At 56.5% G+C, this 14088-nt stretch carries 10 protein-coding genes and 2 pseudogenes; 4 read left to right on the top strand and 8 right to left on the bottom strand.

What is annotated here, in order from left to right:
• Nucleotides 1-5: 5 nt before the first annotated feature.
• On the bottom strand, nucleotides 6-1640 hold the full coding sequence (locus Q0V31_RS16595) for a methyl-accepting chemotaxis protein (RefSeq protein WP_298189504.1): 1635 nt from the start codon (nucleotides 1638-1640) through the stop codon (nucleotides 6-8).
• 340 nt (nucleotides 1641-1980) lie between these two features.
• Between Q0V31_RS16595 and Q0V31_RS16590 the strand changes: the two genes are divergently transcribed.
• A complete protein-coding gene (locus Q0V31_RS16590; protein ID WP_298189501.1) occupies nucleotides 1981-2811 on the top strand; it encodes an undecaprenyl-diphosphate phosphatase in 831 nt (276 codons plus the stop codon).
• Nucleotides 2812-2959: 148 nt separating this feature from the next.
• Here Q0V31_RS16590 and Q0V31_RS16585 read toward each other — a convergent pair whose 3' ends face one another.
• Nucleotides 2960-5503, bottom strand: a complete 2544-nt coding sequence (locus tag Q0V31_RS16585) for an EAL domain-containing protein (protein ID WP_298189498.1) — start codon at nucleotides 5501-5503, stop codon at nucleotides 2960-2962.
• A gap of 364 nt (nucleotides 5504-5867) precedes the next feature.
• Here Q0V31_RS16585 and Q0V31_RS16580 point away from each other — a divergent pair, with 364 nt between their 5' ends.
• Complete coding sequence (locus Q0V31_RS16580; protein ID WP_298189495.1) at nucleotides 5868-6833, top strand: alpha/beta hydrolase; 966 nt, start codon at nucleotides 5868-5870, stop codon at nucleotides 6831-6833.
• Nucleotides 6834-6907: 74 nt separating this feature from the next.
• Here the strand turns inward: Q0V31_RS16580 and Q0V31_RS16575 are convergent, their stop codons facing one another.
• Nucleotides 6908-8494 carry an ABC-F family ATPase gene (locus Q0V31_RS16575; RefSeq protein ID WP_298189492.1) on the bottom strand — a complete coding sequence of 529 codons (1587 nt, stop codon included), beginning with the start codon at nucleotides 8492-8494 and terminating at the stop codon, nucleotides 6908-6910.
• A gap of 12 nt (nucleotides 8495-8506) precedes the next feature.
• Nucleotides 8507-8713 (bottom strand): annotated as a pseudogene (locus Q0V31_RS16570) (site-specific integrase); the annotation flags it as partial.
• A gap of 178 nt (nucleotides 8714-8891) precedes the next feature.
• Here Q0V31_RS16570 and Q0V31_RS16565 point away from each other — a divergent pair.
• Nucleotides 8892-9188: pseudogene (locus tag Q0V31_RS16565) on the top strand (hypothetical protein); the annotation flags it as partial.
• 17 nt (nucleotides 9189-9205) lie between these two features.
• Here Q0V31_RS16565 and wrbA read toward each other — a convergent pair.
• The 3 genes from wrbA to Q0V31_RS16550 form a co-directional block, all read right to left on the bottom strand.
• The gene (gene wrbA, locus Q0V31_RS16560) at nucleotides 9206-9805 is read right to left on the bottom strand and encodes an NAD(P)H:quinone oxidoreductase (RefSeq protein WP_298189489.1); all 600 of its coding nucleotides are present in this window, start codon (nucleotides 9803-9805) and stop codon (nucleotides 9206-9208) included.
• Nucleotides 9806-10018: 213 nt separating this feature from the next.
• Entirely contained in the window at nucleotides 10019-10366 is a 348-nt protein-coding gene (locus Q0V31_RS16555; RefSeq protein WP_298189487.1) for an MmcQ/YjbR family DNA-binding protein, read from the bottom strand.
• Between the two features lie 3 nt (nucleotides 10367-10369).
• A complete protein-coding gene (locus Q0V31_RS16550; RefSeq protein ID WP_090253882.1) occupies nucleotides 10370-10648 on the bottom strand; it encodes a peptidylprolyl isomerase in 279 nt (92 codons plus the stop codon).
• Between the two features lie 142 nt (nucleotides 10649-10790).
• Here Q0V31_RS16550 and Q0V31_RS16545 point away from each other — a divergent pair, with 142 nt between their 5' ends.
• Entirely contained in the window at nucleotides 10791-12011 is a 1221-nt protein-coding gene (locus Q0V31_RS16545; protein WP_298189486.1) for a PilT/PilU family type 4a pilus ATPase, read from the top strand.
• 114 nt (nucleotides 12012-12125) lie between these two features.
• Here the strand turns inward: Q0V31_RS16545 and Q0V31_RS16540 are convergent, their stop codons facing one another.
• Nucleotides 12126-14081 (bottom strand): acetoacetate--CoA ligase, encoded by a 1956-nt coding sequence (locus Q0V31_RS16540; protein ID WP_298189483.1) that lies wholly within the window; start codon nucleotides 14079-14081, stop codon nucleotides 12126-12128.
• Nucleotides 14082-14088: the final 7 nt, after the last annotated feature.

The raw sequence follows: 14088 nt of genomic DNA, 5'->3' as shown, positions 1-14088 counted from the left end.
ATTCCTTATGCCCGGAACTGCCCAAGTAGCTGGTTTAGCTGCTCAGCCAATTGGCCCAAATGTTGCCCGGCATCACTGGACTGTTGCGCCGCCAAGGCATTGTTATGGGCCAGGCTGGCTGCCTGGGTGACGTTTTGATTGATGTCTTCGACCACGTGTGATTGTTGCAGCGTCGCACTGGCGATGGAAGCGTTTAAACCGCTGAGATTGCGCAGCCCGCTGGCGATTAGGGTAAGGCTTGCACCGGCTTGGCTGGCTTGTTCAATGGTCAATTGTGAGGCTTGGCTGCTGTCATTGATCACTTTAACCGCGGCCTCAGAGTTGCCTTGCAGACGCTCGATCATCACCTGAATTTCTGCCGTGGATTTTTGCGTGCGCTGCGCCAGCAGACGCACCTCATCAGCCACCACGGCAAAGCCACGCCCTTGTTCGCCAGCCCGGGCCGCTTCGATTGCAGCATTGAGCGCCAGTAGGTTGGTCTGGTCGGCAATCGAGCGGATGACCTCCAATACGCTGCCGATCTGCGTGCTTTCCTGTGCCAGGGCCTGAATCACCGTCACGGCCTGCTCGATAGTGGCGGATAAGTCGTTGATTTGGCGCAGGCTGCTTTCGATGTTCTGCTGGCCTTGCAGGGCCTGTTCTTCGGCTGCATGCACTTCGGATGAGGCGTGCTCGGCGTTCTTCGCTACGTCCTGTACGGCGTAGGTCACCTCGTTGATCGCAGTGGCAACGAGTTCCATTTGTTGTGACTGTTGCTGGCTGTGCTGGTGCGCCTGAGCGGAAACCTGGCCGAGGTCACGCGCGGCAGTGTCGAGTTGACCGGCCGAGTCGAGAGACTGTTTGACCACCAGGCGTAGCTTGTCGGTAAAGGCGTTGAAGTGGCGGGACAGGGCGGTCAGCTCATCGTTGCCACGGGTGTCAAGGGTGCGCGTCAGGTCGCCATCGCCACTGGCGATATTGGCCATGGCACTAACGGCTTGCTGCAGGGGTTGGGTAATGCTGCGCAAGATCAGCACCACCAGTACGGCCAGCAGCACAGCAATCGCCAGGCCAACCACTATGGCGTTGACTGCCTGAGTCTGAAACTCGGCCTGCACATCATCGACATAGACACCAGAGCCGATGATCCAGCCCCACGGCTGAAACAGCTGTACATAGGAAACCTTTGGCACTGGGTCGCTGGCCCCTGGTTTGGGCCAGCGGTAATCGACCTGACCAGCGCCCTGGCTCTTGCTGATGGCGACCATTTCATTGAACAGCGCTTTGCCGTCGGGGTCCTTGAAACCAGACAGGTTCTGGCCTTCCAGTTTAGGGTTGGTCGGGTGCATGACCATGATCGGTGTCTGGTCATTGATCCAGAAGTATTCCTGGCCGGCATAACGCAGCCCACGGATAGTTTCCATTGCCTGCTTCTGTGCTGCTTCGCGGGTCAGGGTGCCTGCCGCTTCCAGGCTTTGATAATGCTGCAGGATGCCAGTCGCGCTCTGTACCACGTGCTGGGTTTTCTCGGCTTTTGCGGCATACAGATCAGCATGGACCTGCTTGAGCAGCAAAGCGCCCTGAATAACCAGCATGGCGATGGCGACCAGCAAAATTAGCCATAAGCGACGGTTGATGGGCAGGCTGCGCAGGCTATTCATAGCGTTGTTTCCATTATTGTTTTAAGTGTTGGCAGCCTCTTATAGATCAAGAGATCTGCTTGGCTATCTTAGACTTTAGGCTAGTTGCTAGCCAGGCAACCTGCCGGTGGATGATCGCCTGGGGTTTTATTGAACGAACCGTGCAGTGAGTGATGGCGCAGTCGGCATGCGCCATGTGTGCCGCTTCTCTGTTAGGATTTGCGCCATTGCGGGTTAAGTATGTGATTTGTCTGTTTTTTCTGTTTGGCATAAGCCCTTTTAGGGGCGGACTGGTCATCTTTTTACGTTGATCATCATGTGTTTTATAGGCGCCGGGTAAGGCCCGTATTTAGGAGTGGGGATGGATCTTTGGGTGGCTGTTCAGGCGCTGATTCTGGGTATCGTTGAGGGTATTACCGAGTTTCTGCCGATTTCCAGCACCGGGCACCAGATCATTGTCGCTGACCTGATTGGGTTTGGCGGCGAGCGGGCGATGGCCTTCAACATCATCATCCAGCTGGGGGCGATTCTCGCGGTGGTGTGGGAGTACCGGCGCAAGATTCTCGATATCGTGGTGGGTTTACCAACAGAGCCCCAGGCGCAACGCTTCACGGCTAATCTACTGATTGCCTTCCTGCCGGCAGTAGTGCTGGGTGTGCTGTTTGCCGATCTTATCCATCATTACCTGTTCAACCCGATCACTGTAGCCCTGGCGCTGGTGGTCGGCGGAGTGATCATGCTGTGGGCTGAGCGGCGTCAACATCTGGTGCACGCGGAGAGCGTGGATGAGATGACCTGGAAGGATGCACTGAAGATCGGCTTCGCCCAATGCCTGGCGATGATTCCTGGTACTTCCCGCTCGGGTGCGACGATTATCGGTGGCCTGTTGTTCGGTTTGTCGCGCAAGGCGGCGACCGAGTTTTCCTTCTTCCTCGCTATGCCGACCATGGTTGGCGCTGCCGTGTACTCCGGCTACAAGTACCGCGATCTGTTTCAGGCCAGTGATCTGCCAGTGTTTGCCATCGGCTTTGTCACCTCGTTTATCTTCGCCATGATTGCAGTGCGGGCGCTGCTCAAATTTATCGGCAATCACAGCTATGCAGCCTTTGCCTGGTACCGCATCGGTTTCGGCTTGCTGATTCTGGCGACCTGGCAGTTACAGTGGATTGATTGGAGCACTGTGCAAGGTTAGCCGCGCGACCGTATTCGGTGGCGAGTCAGCTCTTCATGGACTGCGTAAAGCAGAACATTTCGGTGATGGTGACAGGCGCGCTGTGTGGCTCAACTGCTTGTGTCTAGCCACTTAACAATCTGAGATGAGCTGCCCCAGCCCCAGCAAACTACCCGCGCACAGTGCAAGAAGGCGACGTTTCCTGAGGGGGCGTCGCTTGATCATTGCGATGCTTTATAAGGTCGACAAAGGCGCTGGCTGGAATCGGTTTACTGAATAGATAGCCTTGGTAGAGCTGGCAGCCATTTTTAAGTAAAAACTCGCGTTGTTGTTGGGTCTCTACGCCCTCAGCGATCACCTCCAAGTTTAATGCGTGACCCAGGGTAATGATCGTGCGCACTAGAGAGGAGCCATCGTGTTTGTCGCTAATATCGTTAATATCGGCAACAAAGGATCGATCAATTTTCAATTGGTGAAACGGCAGTTTTTTCAGATACGACAGAGATGAGTAACCTGTGCCGAAGTCGTCCAGCGAAAATAAAATGCCGGCGGCGCTTAAGATGGACATCTTGCTGATGATGTTGGTCATGTCATAAACAAACAAACTTTCGGTTAACTCCAGTTTGAGCCGGGCGGGATTGGCTTTAGTTTGTTTTAGAGCGGATAGCACCTGCTCGACAAAATCAGGGTGCAGTATTTGTCGGGCGCTGATGTTCACCGCGACGGTAAGCGACTGCAGTGTCGGAACTCGCGCCCACTCGGCGATTTGCAGGCAGGCGAGTTCTAAAATTTTATTGCCCAGTGGGATGATCAGGCCGGAATCCTCACACAGGGCAATGAAGTCTTGCGGGCCGATCAGGCCACGTTGCGGCGACTGCCAGCGCACCAGTGCTTCGGCGCCACGGATGCAGTTGGTTTGATCTACCTGGGCCTGGAAATACAAAACAAACTCATCGCGTTGTACGGCGCTGCGCAACTCGGACTCTAGGTTGGCTCGCTCTTGTGCCTGTAACAACATGGGGGATGCAAAAAAACAGAAGCAATTACGCCCATTAGCTTTGGCCTGATACATCGCTAAATCAGCGTGGGTCATTAACTCTGAGGCGCTTTGTCGCTCGCCACTGAATAGCGCAATACCCATGCTTGAAAAACAGGTGTGCATGTGACCCTCAAGCACATAAGGCTGATTCAAACAGCGTTGGATTTTTTCGACAATCACCGTGACGGGCTGCAGTAGGTCAGTGTTGTCATTGTTTAGGTGCTGGACGAGTACGACAAATTCATCGCCGCCTAGTCGGGCCACAGTGTCGACATCACGTACCGTAGCGCTAAGCCGCCGGGCGACCTCATGCAACAGCATATCGCCCATCTCATGACCGCGGGTGTCGTTGAGGGTTTTGAAATTATCCAGATCAATAAAGATTAATGCCCCTGCTTGTTTAGTGCGTACGCTGAGGGCAATGGTGTGCTGCAGGCGCTCCATTAAAAAGCGCCGGTTTGGCAGCCCGGTTAATACGTCTGTATTGGCTAGCTTCTCCATTGAGCGCTGTGCTTTTAGTTGGGTACGCAGAGCCAGAGCTATTAGAAGCCATGCGAGCGAGAGCACAGAGGCAACAGCAAGAAATTGCCACAAGGCGGTTTGGTCGGCATCGGCGAGGGCGCTTTGCAACTCATCGTGTGAGACATAGCTGTGTAATTGCCAGTCTTCAGTGCCGGCTTCCCTGAATGCTTTGGTGGCTTGAAATACCGTTGGTTCGCGCTCTTGCTCGGCGCTAGCCCAGTAGGTGTTGCGCCGATCGAAAATGCGTATGCCGGTGCGGACGTTTTCAAGCATGTAGTTGACGGGGGTGGTGTCGAGTGAGTTTCCCAGTAACCGTCTGAGTTGCCTCCATTCCTCTTCATGGGTAGGCAGCAGTGGCCAGCCAAGCAGTGCAGCTTCCATCACGTTGCTGCGCAATATGGCGGTCACTAAACCAGTAAACCTGCCGTCGTTTAGCCCATAAATAGGCACTGAAAGGCTAAAGCCCATCGCGTTACGAGGGTCGCGCTCAGCCAGAGAGAGGTATTGTGAGTTATCACAAGTGAGTAATTCGCCAGAAGCGATCGGCGTGATCGCATTCAGGTCATTGCCGATTGGATTTGGGCGCTGGCGAAGTAGCGCCAATTGGCGAACATAGTCCTGATACTCGGCCTCCTCATATTCCTCTGGATGGTCAGGGTCTGAGCCTGGGGGCTCATCTAGCTGCTGATGAAAGCGGTCAAGGATCACGTGATCGAACATCAAAAATGGCACTTGCCCTTTGTTGGGATCAAAGCCGTCGAGCACTAAGTAGATTTCCGACACCGCGACCGATGCCGCTACGTGGTTATACAGTTGTTGGACTGTGTCGAAGTCAGCTTGTGAGATGCGCCCTGTGACAACTACGTCTTCTTTATCGCTGCTGCGATTGTTCGGGGCAATTTCCCGCACACCGGGGAGTAGCGAAATGGTGCGGATAGTGTGGTAGGTGCGCTGCAGGATGCCTTCAACTTCGCTGGCTTTGCTCTGTAGGGCAAAGCGCATTTCACGGTTGAGTTGCTCGCGAATAACGTCGCCGTTTGTTATCCAGTTACGGCCGATCAGCAGTGTGCTGAACAGCAGCAGGGTAGTGAAAATACCTGTGAGTATTTGGGGCAAATAGCGCAGTAAGGTTTCTTTGTAACCCGTTTTCATTTGCACCCCTTGTTTGGTAACGGCGTGTCGCGCATGGCTTCTAACCGGCTGAAGCAAGAATAAGCGGTAGGGGTAGCTGCTTAAGTTTTAAGGTTATCTAGATAGTAGCGCAAAGCCATGACTGTACTAGCCAGCCGGAACTGTCGCTAGTCGAATCGCGGTCCTTGCTGATTGTCTAGCGCATGTTGCTGCTCGGCTTAGTCGCTTCTATTCAAGATCCTTATTTACCCCGAGCGGGAACAGTCGCTGCGTAAGCCATTGCTATGATCGGCATTGAAACCAGCGGAGGGGGCGTAGACGAGAAATTTTCGTACCCGCGAAATTCTCCACGAGCAGTACCTGATGAACCGATAAGGGGGCACATGTGGATCAGCTTGAGCATCAACTACTGCAGGTCAACGGAATAGACCTGAGTCTTTACAGTGCTGGCCCAGCAGCGGGGCGACCGGTCTGGCTGCTGCATGGGTTCCCCGAGTGTTGGCATTCCTGGCGGCAGCAGATCGCCCCCTTGGCGGCTGCAGGCTATCGCGTGTTAATCCCGGAAATGCGTGGCTACGGCAAAAGTAGCGCACCGCGTGAGCATGCCGCCTATGACGTGCTGACCATCTGCGCTGATATTCAGGCCGCCATGGAGCAGCTCGGGCAGCATCAGGTATGCGTAGTGGGGCACGACTGGGGTGCACCGATTGCTTGGCACCTGGCCTTGCTTGAGCCTGCGCGGGTAAAAGCGGTTGTCGGCATGGCGGTGCCGTTTGGCGGACGCCCGAAGCAGCCGGCCATCGACATCATGCGTCAGCTGTATGCCGGGCGCTTTCATTACATCCTGCACTTTCAGGAGCCTGGCGTAGCCGAGGCAGAAATGGATGCCGATATAGCCCGTACCCTGCGCATGATGATGCACAACACTTCAGCGGCCGTGCCCAAGGATCATTTCCTGCAGGACAAACCTGCCGGGGCTGGCTTGTTTGATGGCATGCATGACCCGGGCACCTTACCAGCCTGGTGTGACGCCGCCGCTTTTGCCGAATACCTGAACACCTTCAAAGGGCGTGGCTTCTATGGCGCGGTCAACTGGTATCGAAATTTCGAGCGCAACTGGCAGCGCACCGAGGCATTGGCCGAGCGGCAGGTTGAACAACCGGCGCTGTTCTTGCTCGGCGACATGGACCCAGTCGGCACGCTGGAGGCGTACACCCTGAAACAGATGCCCAAACGCATCGCGCAATTGGAGCAACATGTACTGAAAGAATGCGGGCACTGGATCCAGAACGAGCAGGCCGAGCAGGTTAATCGGCTGTTATTGGACTTTTTGAGTCGCCACTACGCCTGAATCAATGCCACGCACAAACTAAAACGCCCCGTTCGCAGGTTCTGCAAACGGGGCGTTTTGGGTTACTGCAAGCGTTAAACGATCACGCCCTGGCTGCGCAGGTAGTCGTCGTAGGTGCCGCTGAAGTCGGTGATGCCGTTGGCCGACAGCTCAATGATGCGCGTGGCCAGGGAACCGACGAATTCACGGTCGTGGCTGACGAAAATCAGCGTGCCCGGGTAGTTTTCCAGCGCCAGGTTCAGCGCCTCGATGGATTCCATGTCCAAGTGGTTGGTCGGCTCATCCATCACCAATACGTTGGGTTTTTGCAGGATCAGTTTGCCGAACAACATACGGCCTTGCTCACCACCGGAGATGACCTTCACCGATTTGAGGATTTCGTCGTTGCTAAACAGCATGCGGCCCAGTGTGCCGCGGATCATCTGCTCACCGGTGGTCCATTGACCCATCCAGTCGAACAGGCTGACGTCGTCTTCAAAGTCGTGGGCGTGATCCTGGGCGTAGTAGCCGATTTCGGCACTGTCGGTCCATTTCACTTGACCGGCATCCGGGGTCAGCTCGCCAACCAAGGTGCGCAGCAGGGTGGTTTTACCGATACCGTTCGGGCCGATAATCGCCACGCGCTCGCCGGCCTCAACCTGGAAGCTGAAGTTCTTGAACAGCGCCTTGCCGTCGAAACCCTTGGCCATTTTGTCGATCATCACGGCCTGGCGGTGCAGCTTCTTGTTCTGTTCAAAACGAATGAACGGGCTGACGCGGCTGGATGGCTTGACCTCGGCCAGCTGGATCTTGTCGATCTGCTTGGCGCGCGAGGAGGCCTGCTTGGATTTCGAGGCGTTGGCCGAGAAGCGGCTGACGAAGCTTTGCAGCTCGTTGATCTGCGCTTTCTTCTTGGCGTTGTCCGACAGCAATTGCTCGCGCGACTGGGTCGCGGCGGTCATGTACTCATCGTAGTTGCCCGGGAACAGACGCAGCTCGCCGTAATCCAGGTCAGCCATGTGCGTGCACACGCTGTTGAGGAAGTGACGGTCGTGAGAAATGATGATCATGGTGCTGTTGCGCTGAGTGAGGATGTTTTCCAGCCAACGGATGGTGTTGATGTCCAGGTGGTTGGTTGGTTCGTCCAGCAACAACACTTCCGGGTCGGAGAACAGTGCCTGCGCCAGCAAAACGCGCAGTTTCCAGCCCGGCGCGACTTCGCTCATCGGGCCGAAATGCTGCTCCAACGGAATACCCAGGCCCAGCAACAACTCACCGGCACGGGACTCAGCGGTGTAGCCGTCCATCTCGGCGAACTCACCTTCGAGCTCGCCGACCTTCATGCCGTCTTCTTCGCTCATTTCGGCCAGCGAGTAGATACGGTCGCGCTCGGCTTTAACCTTCCACAGCTCTTCGTGCCCCATGATCACGGTGTCGATCACCGTGAATTCTTCGTAGGCGAACTGATCCTGGCGCAACTTACCCAGGCGCACGTTCGGCTCCAGCATCACCTGGCCACCGGAGGGCTCAAGGTCATCACCGAGAATTTTCATAAAGGTCGACTTGCCGCAGCCGTTAGCCCCGATCAAACCGTAGCGGTTGCCGCCGCCAAACTTGACGGACACGTTCTCGAACAGCGGCTTGGCGCCGAATTGCATGGTGATATTAGCGGTGGAGATCAAAGGTCTTACCTATCAATGACTTGCGGCTTGCTGAATGAGGTTGATACCAGGATTCAGCTTTTCCAGTTCGCTCCAGGCGGAGCTTGAGTTGATCCAGCGGGCATACGCTGACCACAACATCTGGACGCTATGGCCCAATTGCTGAGAGATGAATGCGGGATTCATGCCGGACATTACGCATATTGTCGCATAGGTACGACGGCAGTTGTACGGCGGCCGATCACCTAAGTCCAAGCCGCTCAATGCTTAGTTGGCTACACCCCAGGCGAAAGGGCGACTTTTTGCGCGAAGCTTTGTTCATTAGCAAAGGCCCGGCAGGACTACGCGATTAATCCGTCCGCTACCGCTGCTTTTAAACGCGCAGGAATTTTAATCAGTGCGTTTATTTTTACGCCGGATGATGCCCGTGTGTGCGGTGTTCCTGCAGTACCCGGTGTTGGAGTTGGTAGTCGCTGAAGAGGCGCAAGATGCGGCGACTGACTTTATGATGGGCCTGCTGATCACTTATCGTGGGATCTTCCACGATGAAGACGCTGCAGTGAATTGGATCGGCGGCGACGCCTTCCAGAGTGCCTACCACGATTTAGGTGCGCCCACTAAAGCTCTTGAGTTGAGCGGCTTGGCTTTCGCGTCAAGCCGCCACTGTCCATCTGCAATTGCATTTCCGGTATTGCCGCGATGCATATCTATCTAAGGAATTGAGGTGGCTGTTCAGCCTTTCAACTTGGCTACAATTTTTGCGACATGCTCACCCTGGTGGCGGGCAATGCCTAATTCACGCTCGTCAGGCTGGCGCGAGCCATCGCCACCGGCAATAGTTGATGCGCCATAGGGCGTGCCGCCGCCCACTTGGGAGATATCAAAAAGCGCTGACGTGGTGTAGCCGATTGGTACGATGATCATGCCGTGGTGCGCGAGCGTGGTCCAAGTGGACGTGATCGTCATCTCTTGCCCGCCGCCGGTGCCGGTAGAGGTGAACACACTGGCTACTTTGCCTGCCAGAGCGCCATTGGCCCATAGGCCACCGGTCTGATCGAAGAAGGTGCGCATCTGCCCGGACATGTTGCCGAAACGAGTAGGCGTCCCAACGATGATGGCATCGTAATCAGCTAGTTCCGACGGTTTGGCGAATGGTGCATCTTGATCGCTCTTGCCGCCGGCAGCTTTGAACGCCTCGGCATTCATGGTTTCCGGTACACGTTTTACCGTGACCTCTACTCCCGCAACGCTACGAGCGCCTTCGGCCACTGCATTGGCCATTGTTTCGATATGACCGTACATGGAGTGATAAAGAACCAGCACTTTAGTCATTTCAGTGTCCTCTTAAGGTGAGAGTTGAACTGTGTAGGTGCTTTTGGTGATGCAGACGAGCAATTGCCGTTGGGGAATAGCTATTCAATAAACGTTCAACCTGAAAGGTGACAACACCTATCTAACCCATCTGAATGTAGCACTGGATCAGAAAAACGTTGATCACCGCACAGGTATGCGATGTGTTTACAGTAATTCGTGCTGGGCGAATGGCTAGAGCAGCAGACCGAGTTGCAGGCGCTTGGGTAATTTGGCCACGACCAATTGATGTGAGCGTGTCAGCAGTTGTTGCAGTTCGTCATCACTCAGCGGGTAGGGTGCAGCCATGCTGATCCAGCGTGCGCGAGCCAGATAAGGCGCGGGGCGGATACCTGGGCGGTCGCAGAAGCCGAGAAACAAATCGTTTTCGACTTTGAAGGCCAGACCGTCACGACCACTCAGGTGAAACAGGGCGAACATCTTGCTCTCGACCACTGAGAACACTCGCACGCCGCCCCATTTGATGTCCTCGCGGGCGCCGGGCAGGCTTAGGCAAAAAGCTGCAACTTGCTCTGGCGTCATGGCCTACTCCCGGTAGAAAACCTGCACCAGATGATAGCCAAACTGGCTTTTCACCGGGCCGTGCACTTCGCGCACCGGCTTTTTGAAAATCACCTGGTCGATGGCACGCACCATCTGTCCTGGGCGTACCTCGCCTAAGTCGCCACCCTTTTTGCCGGACGGGCAGGTGGAGTACTTGCGCGCGAGCACATCAAAGGCTTCGCCAGCAGCAATGCGTTTCTTCAATGCCGCCGCTTCTGCTTCGGTTTTCACCAGAATGTGGCGGGCCATTGCCTTTGCCATGACGGCCTCCTCGTTTTTTAAGGTGTGTATTGTGCCAGTATTTCAAGTGCTTAGCGCTTGAGCCGAGCGCGCGCTGATTTTCTTCTGAGTGCGCCTCGATCTTGGCCTAAGGTAATCAATCCAACCTGCGGAATAAGACGTTATGGACCTCAATGCAATGCTCAAAGTCCTGTCCAGTCAGGACGGGTCCGATCTTTACCTGTCAACGGGTGCGCCGCCCTGCGCCAAGTTCAACGGCGTGCTCAAGGCGCTGAGCGCCGAGCCACTCAAGGCCGGTGAGGTGGCCGAGATCGCTGATGCGGTGATGGATGTGGCGCAGCGTGAAGAATTTGAACGTGAGCTGGAGATGAACCTGGCCATCTCGATTGCCGGCGTCGGGCGTTTCCGCATAAACATTTTTAAGCAGCGCAACGAGGTGTCGATCGTCGCGCGCAATATCAAGCTGGATATCCCCAAGTTTGAAGACCTCAAACTGCCGGAAGTACTGCTCAAGACGGTGATGGAGAAGCGCGGTCTGGTGCTCTTTGTCGGTGGCACTGGCTCGGGTAAATCGACCTCACTGGCAGCCTTGATCGACTACCGCAACCGCAACAGCGGTGGCCATATCATCACCATCGAAGACCCGGTGGAGTATGTGCATAAGCACAAAAAATCGATCATCAATCAACGTGAAGTCGGGGTCGATACCCGCAGCTTTCATGCAGCGCTGAAAAACACCCTGCGCCAGGCGCCTGATGTGATTTTGATTGGCGAAATCCGTGACCGCGAGACCATGGAGCACGCCCTGGCGTTTGCCGACACCGGGCACTTGGCAATTTCCACGTTGCACGCCAACAACGCCAACCAGGCGTTGGACCGCATCATCAACTTCTTTCCCGAAGACCGTCGGCCGCAGCTGCTTAACGACTTGGGCAACAATCTCAAGGCGTTCGTTTCCCAGCGGCTGGTGAAGACGGTCGACGGCAAGCGCCGCGCGGCGGTTGAAGTGCTGCTGGGTACGCCGACCATTCGTGACCTGATCAAACGCAACGAGTTTGCCGAGATCAAGGAGATCATGGAGAAATCGAAGAACCTCGGCATGCAGACCTTCGATCAGGCCCTGATCGATCTGGTTAATGACGGTTCGATTGATGAAGAGGAAGCGGTGAAAAACGCCGATTCTGCAAACAACGTCCGCCTCAAGCTCAAGCTCTATCGCGAGACACCAAGCGCGCCGGCCGTCGTCGCAGCCCCTGCTCCGGCTGCCACTGCAGCGCGCCCAGCAGCACCAGCAGCGCCAGCGGGTGACTGGGGGCTTGAGTTGAAGTTGGAAGATATTGAAGTCGAGCAGCCGCCGGAAGATCCGGGCCGCAATGGGATTTAACCCGCTACGGTCTTGCCTGGAACAACCGCTGGGTCAGGCTTTTGCCTGGCCCAGCGTATTCACGGTTGGTAAAAGCGCGCTACAGCAGCGCTCAGCGCGCAGCTGTCCGGAAAATCAGCTCTGCAGATCCGGCAAATCACGGAACAGCTCCAGCGCCTGTGGATTGGCCAGGGCATCGGTGTTCTTCACCGGTTTGCCGTGCACCACGTTGCGCACCGCCAACTCGACGATCTTGCCGCTGATGGTGCGCGGAATGTCGCTGACGGCGATGATTTTGGCTGGTACATGGCGCGGCGTGGTGTTGGCGCGGATCACTTGGCGAACCTGCGCTTGCAGCGCCTCGCTCAACTCAACGCCATCACGCAGGCGGACAAACAGCACCACGCGCACGTCATCGTCCCATTCCTGACCGATGGCGATGGACTCCAACACCACTTCGACTTTTTCCACCTGGCGGTAAATTTCTGCGGTGCCAATCCGCACGCCGCCTGGGTTGAGTACCGCATCCGAGCGCCCGTGAATCACCAAACCGCCCTGTGCGGTGATTTCCGCATAGTCGCCATGGGCCCAGATACCGGGGAAGGTGTCGAAGTAGGCGGCCTGGAATTTGCTGCCGTCGGCGTCCTGCCAGAAACCGACCGGCATGCACGGGAAGTGCTGCGCGCAGACCAGTTCGCCTTTCTCGCCGGTTACCGATTGGCCGGCTTCATTCCACACCTGCACATCCATGCCCAGGCCTTTGCATTGCAACTCGCCGCGCCATACCGGCAGCACCGGGTTACCGAGTGCGAAGCAGGAGACGATGTCGGTGCCACCGGAGATCGACGACAGGCACACATCGGCTTTGATCTCGCGGTACACATACTCGAAGCTTTCGTGGGACAACGGCGAACCGGTGGACAGGATGGCTTTCAGGCGTTGCAGCTGGTGTGTGTTACCCGGCTTGGCACCGGCTTTTTCCAATGCGGCAATAAACTTGGCACTGGTGCCGAAAATGCTGATGTTCTCAGCATCAATCAAGTCAATTAGCCGTTCGGCACCTGGGTGGAAGGGCGAGCCATCAAACAGCACCAGGGTCGCGCCCAGCGCCAGGCCGGAGACCAGCCAGTTCCACATCATCCAGCCGCAGGTGGTGTAGTAGAACAAGGTGTCTTCGGCCGTCAGGTCGGTGTGCAGGCCCAGCTCCTTAACGTGCTGCAGCAAGGTGCCGCCGCCGCCGTGGACAATGCACTTGGGCACGCCGGTGGTGCCGCTGGAGTAGAGGATGTACAGCGGGTGATCGAACGGAACTTGAGTGAATTCAGGCTCGCCGCCTGCCTGGTAGAAGCTTTGCCACAGTGCGACTTTGGCCGCTGAGTGGAAGTCGTCAGGCTTGGCCTGAGCGTTGGCGTAGGGCACCACGATCAGCTGTTCAAGCGACGGCAGGCGTTCGAGGATTTCATTGAGTTTGCTGGTCAGGTCGAGGTTCTTGCCGGCGTAGCGATAGCCCGCTGCGGCGATCAGTACCTTGGGTTCGATCTGGCCGAAGCGGTCAATCACACCCTGGGTGCCGAAGTCCGGCGAGCAGCTCGACCAAGTGGCGCCCAGGCTGCTGGCGGCCAGCATGCCGACCAGGGTTTGCCAGGTGTTGGGCATAAAGGCGGCGACGCGATCACCCACGCCAACGCCGGCATGCTTCAGGCTGCGTTGCAGACCGGCAACGTGGGCGGCCAGCTCGGCATAGCTGAGTTGCTCGCGGCTGCCGTCTTCGGCAATTGCCACCAGCGCCGGGTGAGCGTCGCGGCGGCGCAGCAGGTGTTCGGCAAAATTCAGCGTCGCGCCAGGAAACCACTGGGCACTGGGCATGGCCGGGCCTTCGTGCACTACGGCCTCAGGATGGGCACTGAAACGCACGTCGAAGAAATCTACGATGGCCTGCCAGAACGCTGCACGCGTGCTCACGCTCCAGGCGTGCAGGGCCGGGTAGTCGGCCAGCTGCAGGCTGTGGCGCTGATTAACGAAGCAGCGGAAGGCCTCCATGCTGGTGGCGGCGATGCGTTCGGCGGAGGGAGTCCAGAGGGGAGCGTTCATCGGTTTA

It is taken from the genome of uncultured Pseudomonas sp., assembly GCF_943846705.1.
GTDB lineage: Bacteria > Pseudomonadota > Gammaproteobacteria > Pseudomonadales > Pseudomonadaceae > Aquipseudomonas.
The sequence above is the reverse complement of the archived record's forward strand: the minus strand, read 5'-3'. Positions and strand labels throughout refer to the sequence as shown.

Bases quoted from the DNA above. Each gene is read 5' to 3' on its own strand.
- Q0V31_RS16595 (WP_298189504.1), bottom strand. From the start codon at position 1,640: ATGAATAGCCTGCGCAGCCTGCCCATCAACCGTCGCTTATGGCTAATT.
- wrbA (WP_298189489.1), bottom strand. From the start codon at position 9,805: ATGACTAAAGTGCTGGTTCTTTATCACTCCATGTACGGTCATATCGAA.
- Q0V31_RS16540 (WP_298189483.1), bottom strand. From the start codon at position 14,081: ATGAACGCTCCCCTCTGGACTCCCTCCGCCGAACGCATCGCCGCCACC.
- Q0V31_RS16590 (WP_298189501.1), top strand. From the start codon at position 1,981: ATGGATCTTTGGGTGGCTGTTCAGGCGCTGATTCTGGGTATCGTTGAG.
- Q0V31_RS16555 (WP_298189487.1), bottom strand. From the start codon at position 10,366: ATGACGCCAGAGCAAGTTGCAGCTTTTTGCCTAAGCCTGCCCGGCGCC.
- Q0V31_RS16545 (WP_298189486.1), top strand. From the start codon at position 10,791: ATGGACCTCAATGCAATGCTCAAAGTCCTGTCCAGTCAGGACGGGTCC.
- Q0V31_RS16550 (WP_090253882.1), bottom strand. From the start codon at position 10,648: ATGGCAAAGGCAATGGCCCGCCACATTCTGGTGAAAACCGAAGCAGAA.
- Q0V31_RS16585 (WP_298189498.1), bottom strand. From the start codon at position 5,503: ATGAAAACGGGTTACAAAGAAACCTTACTGCGCTATTTGCCCCAAATA.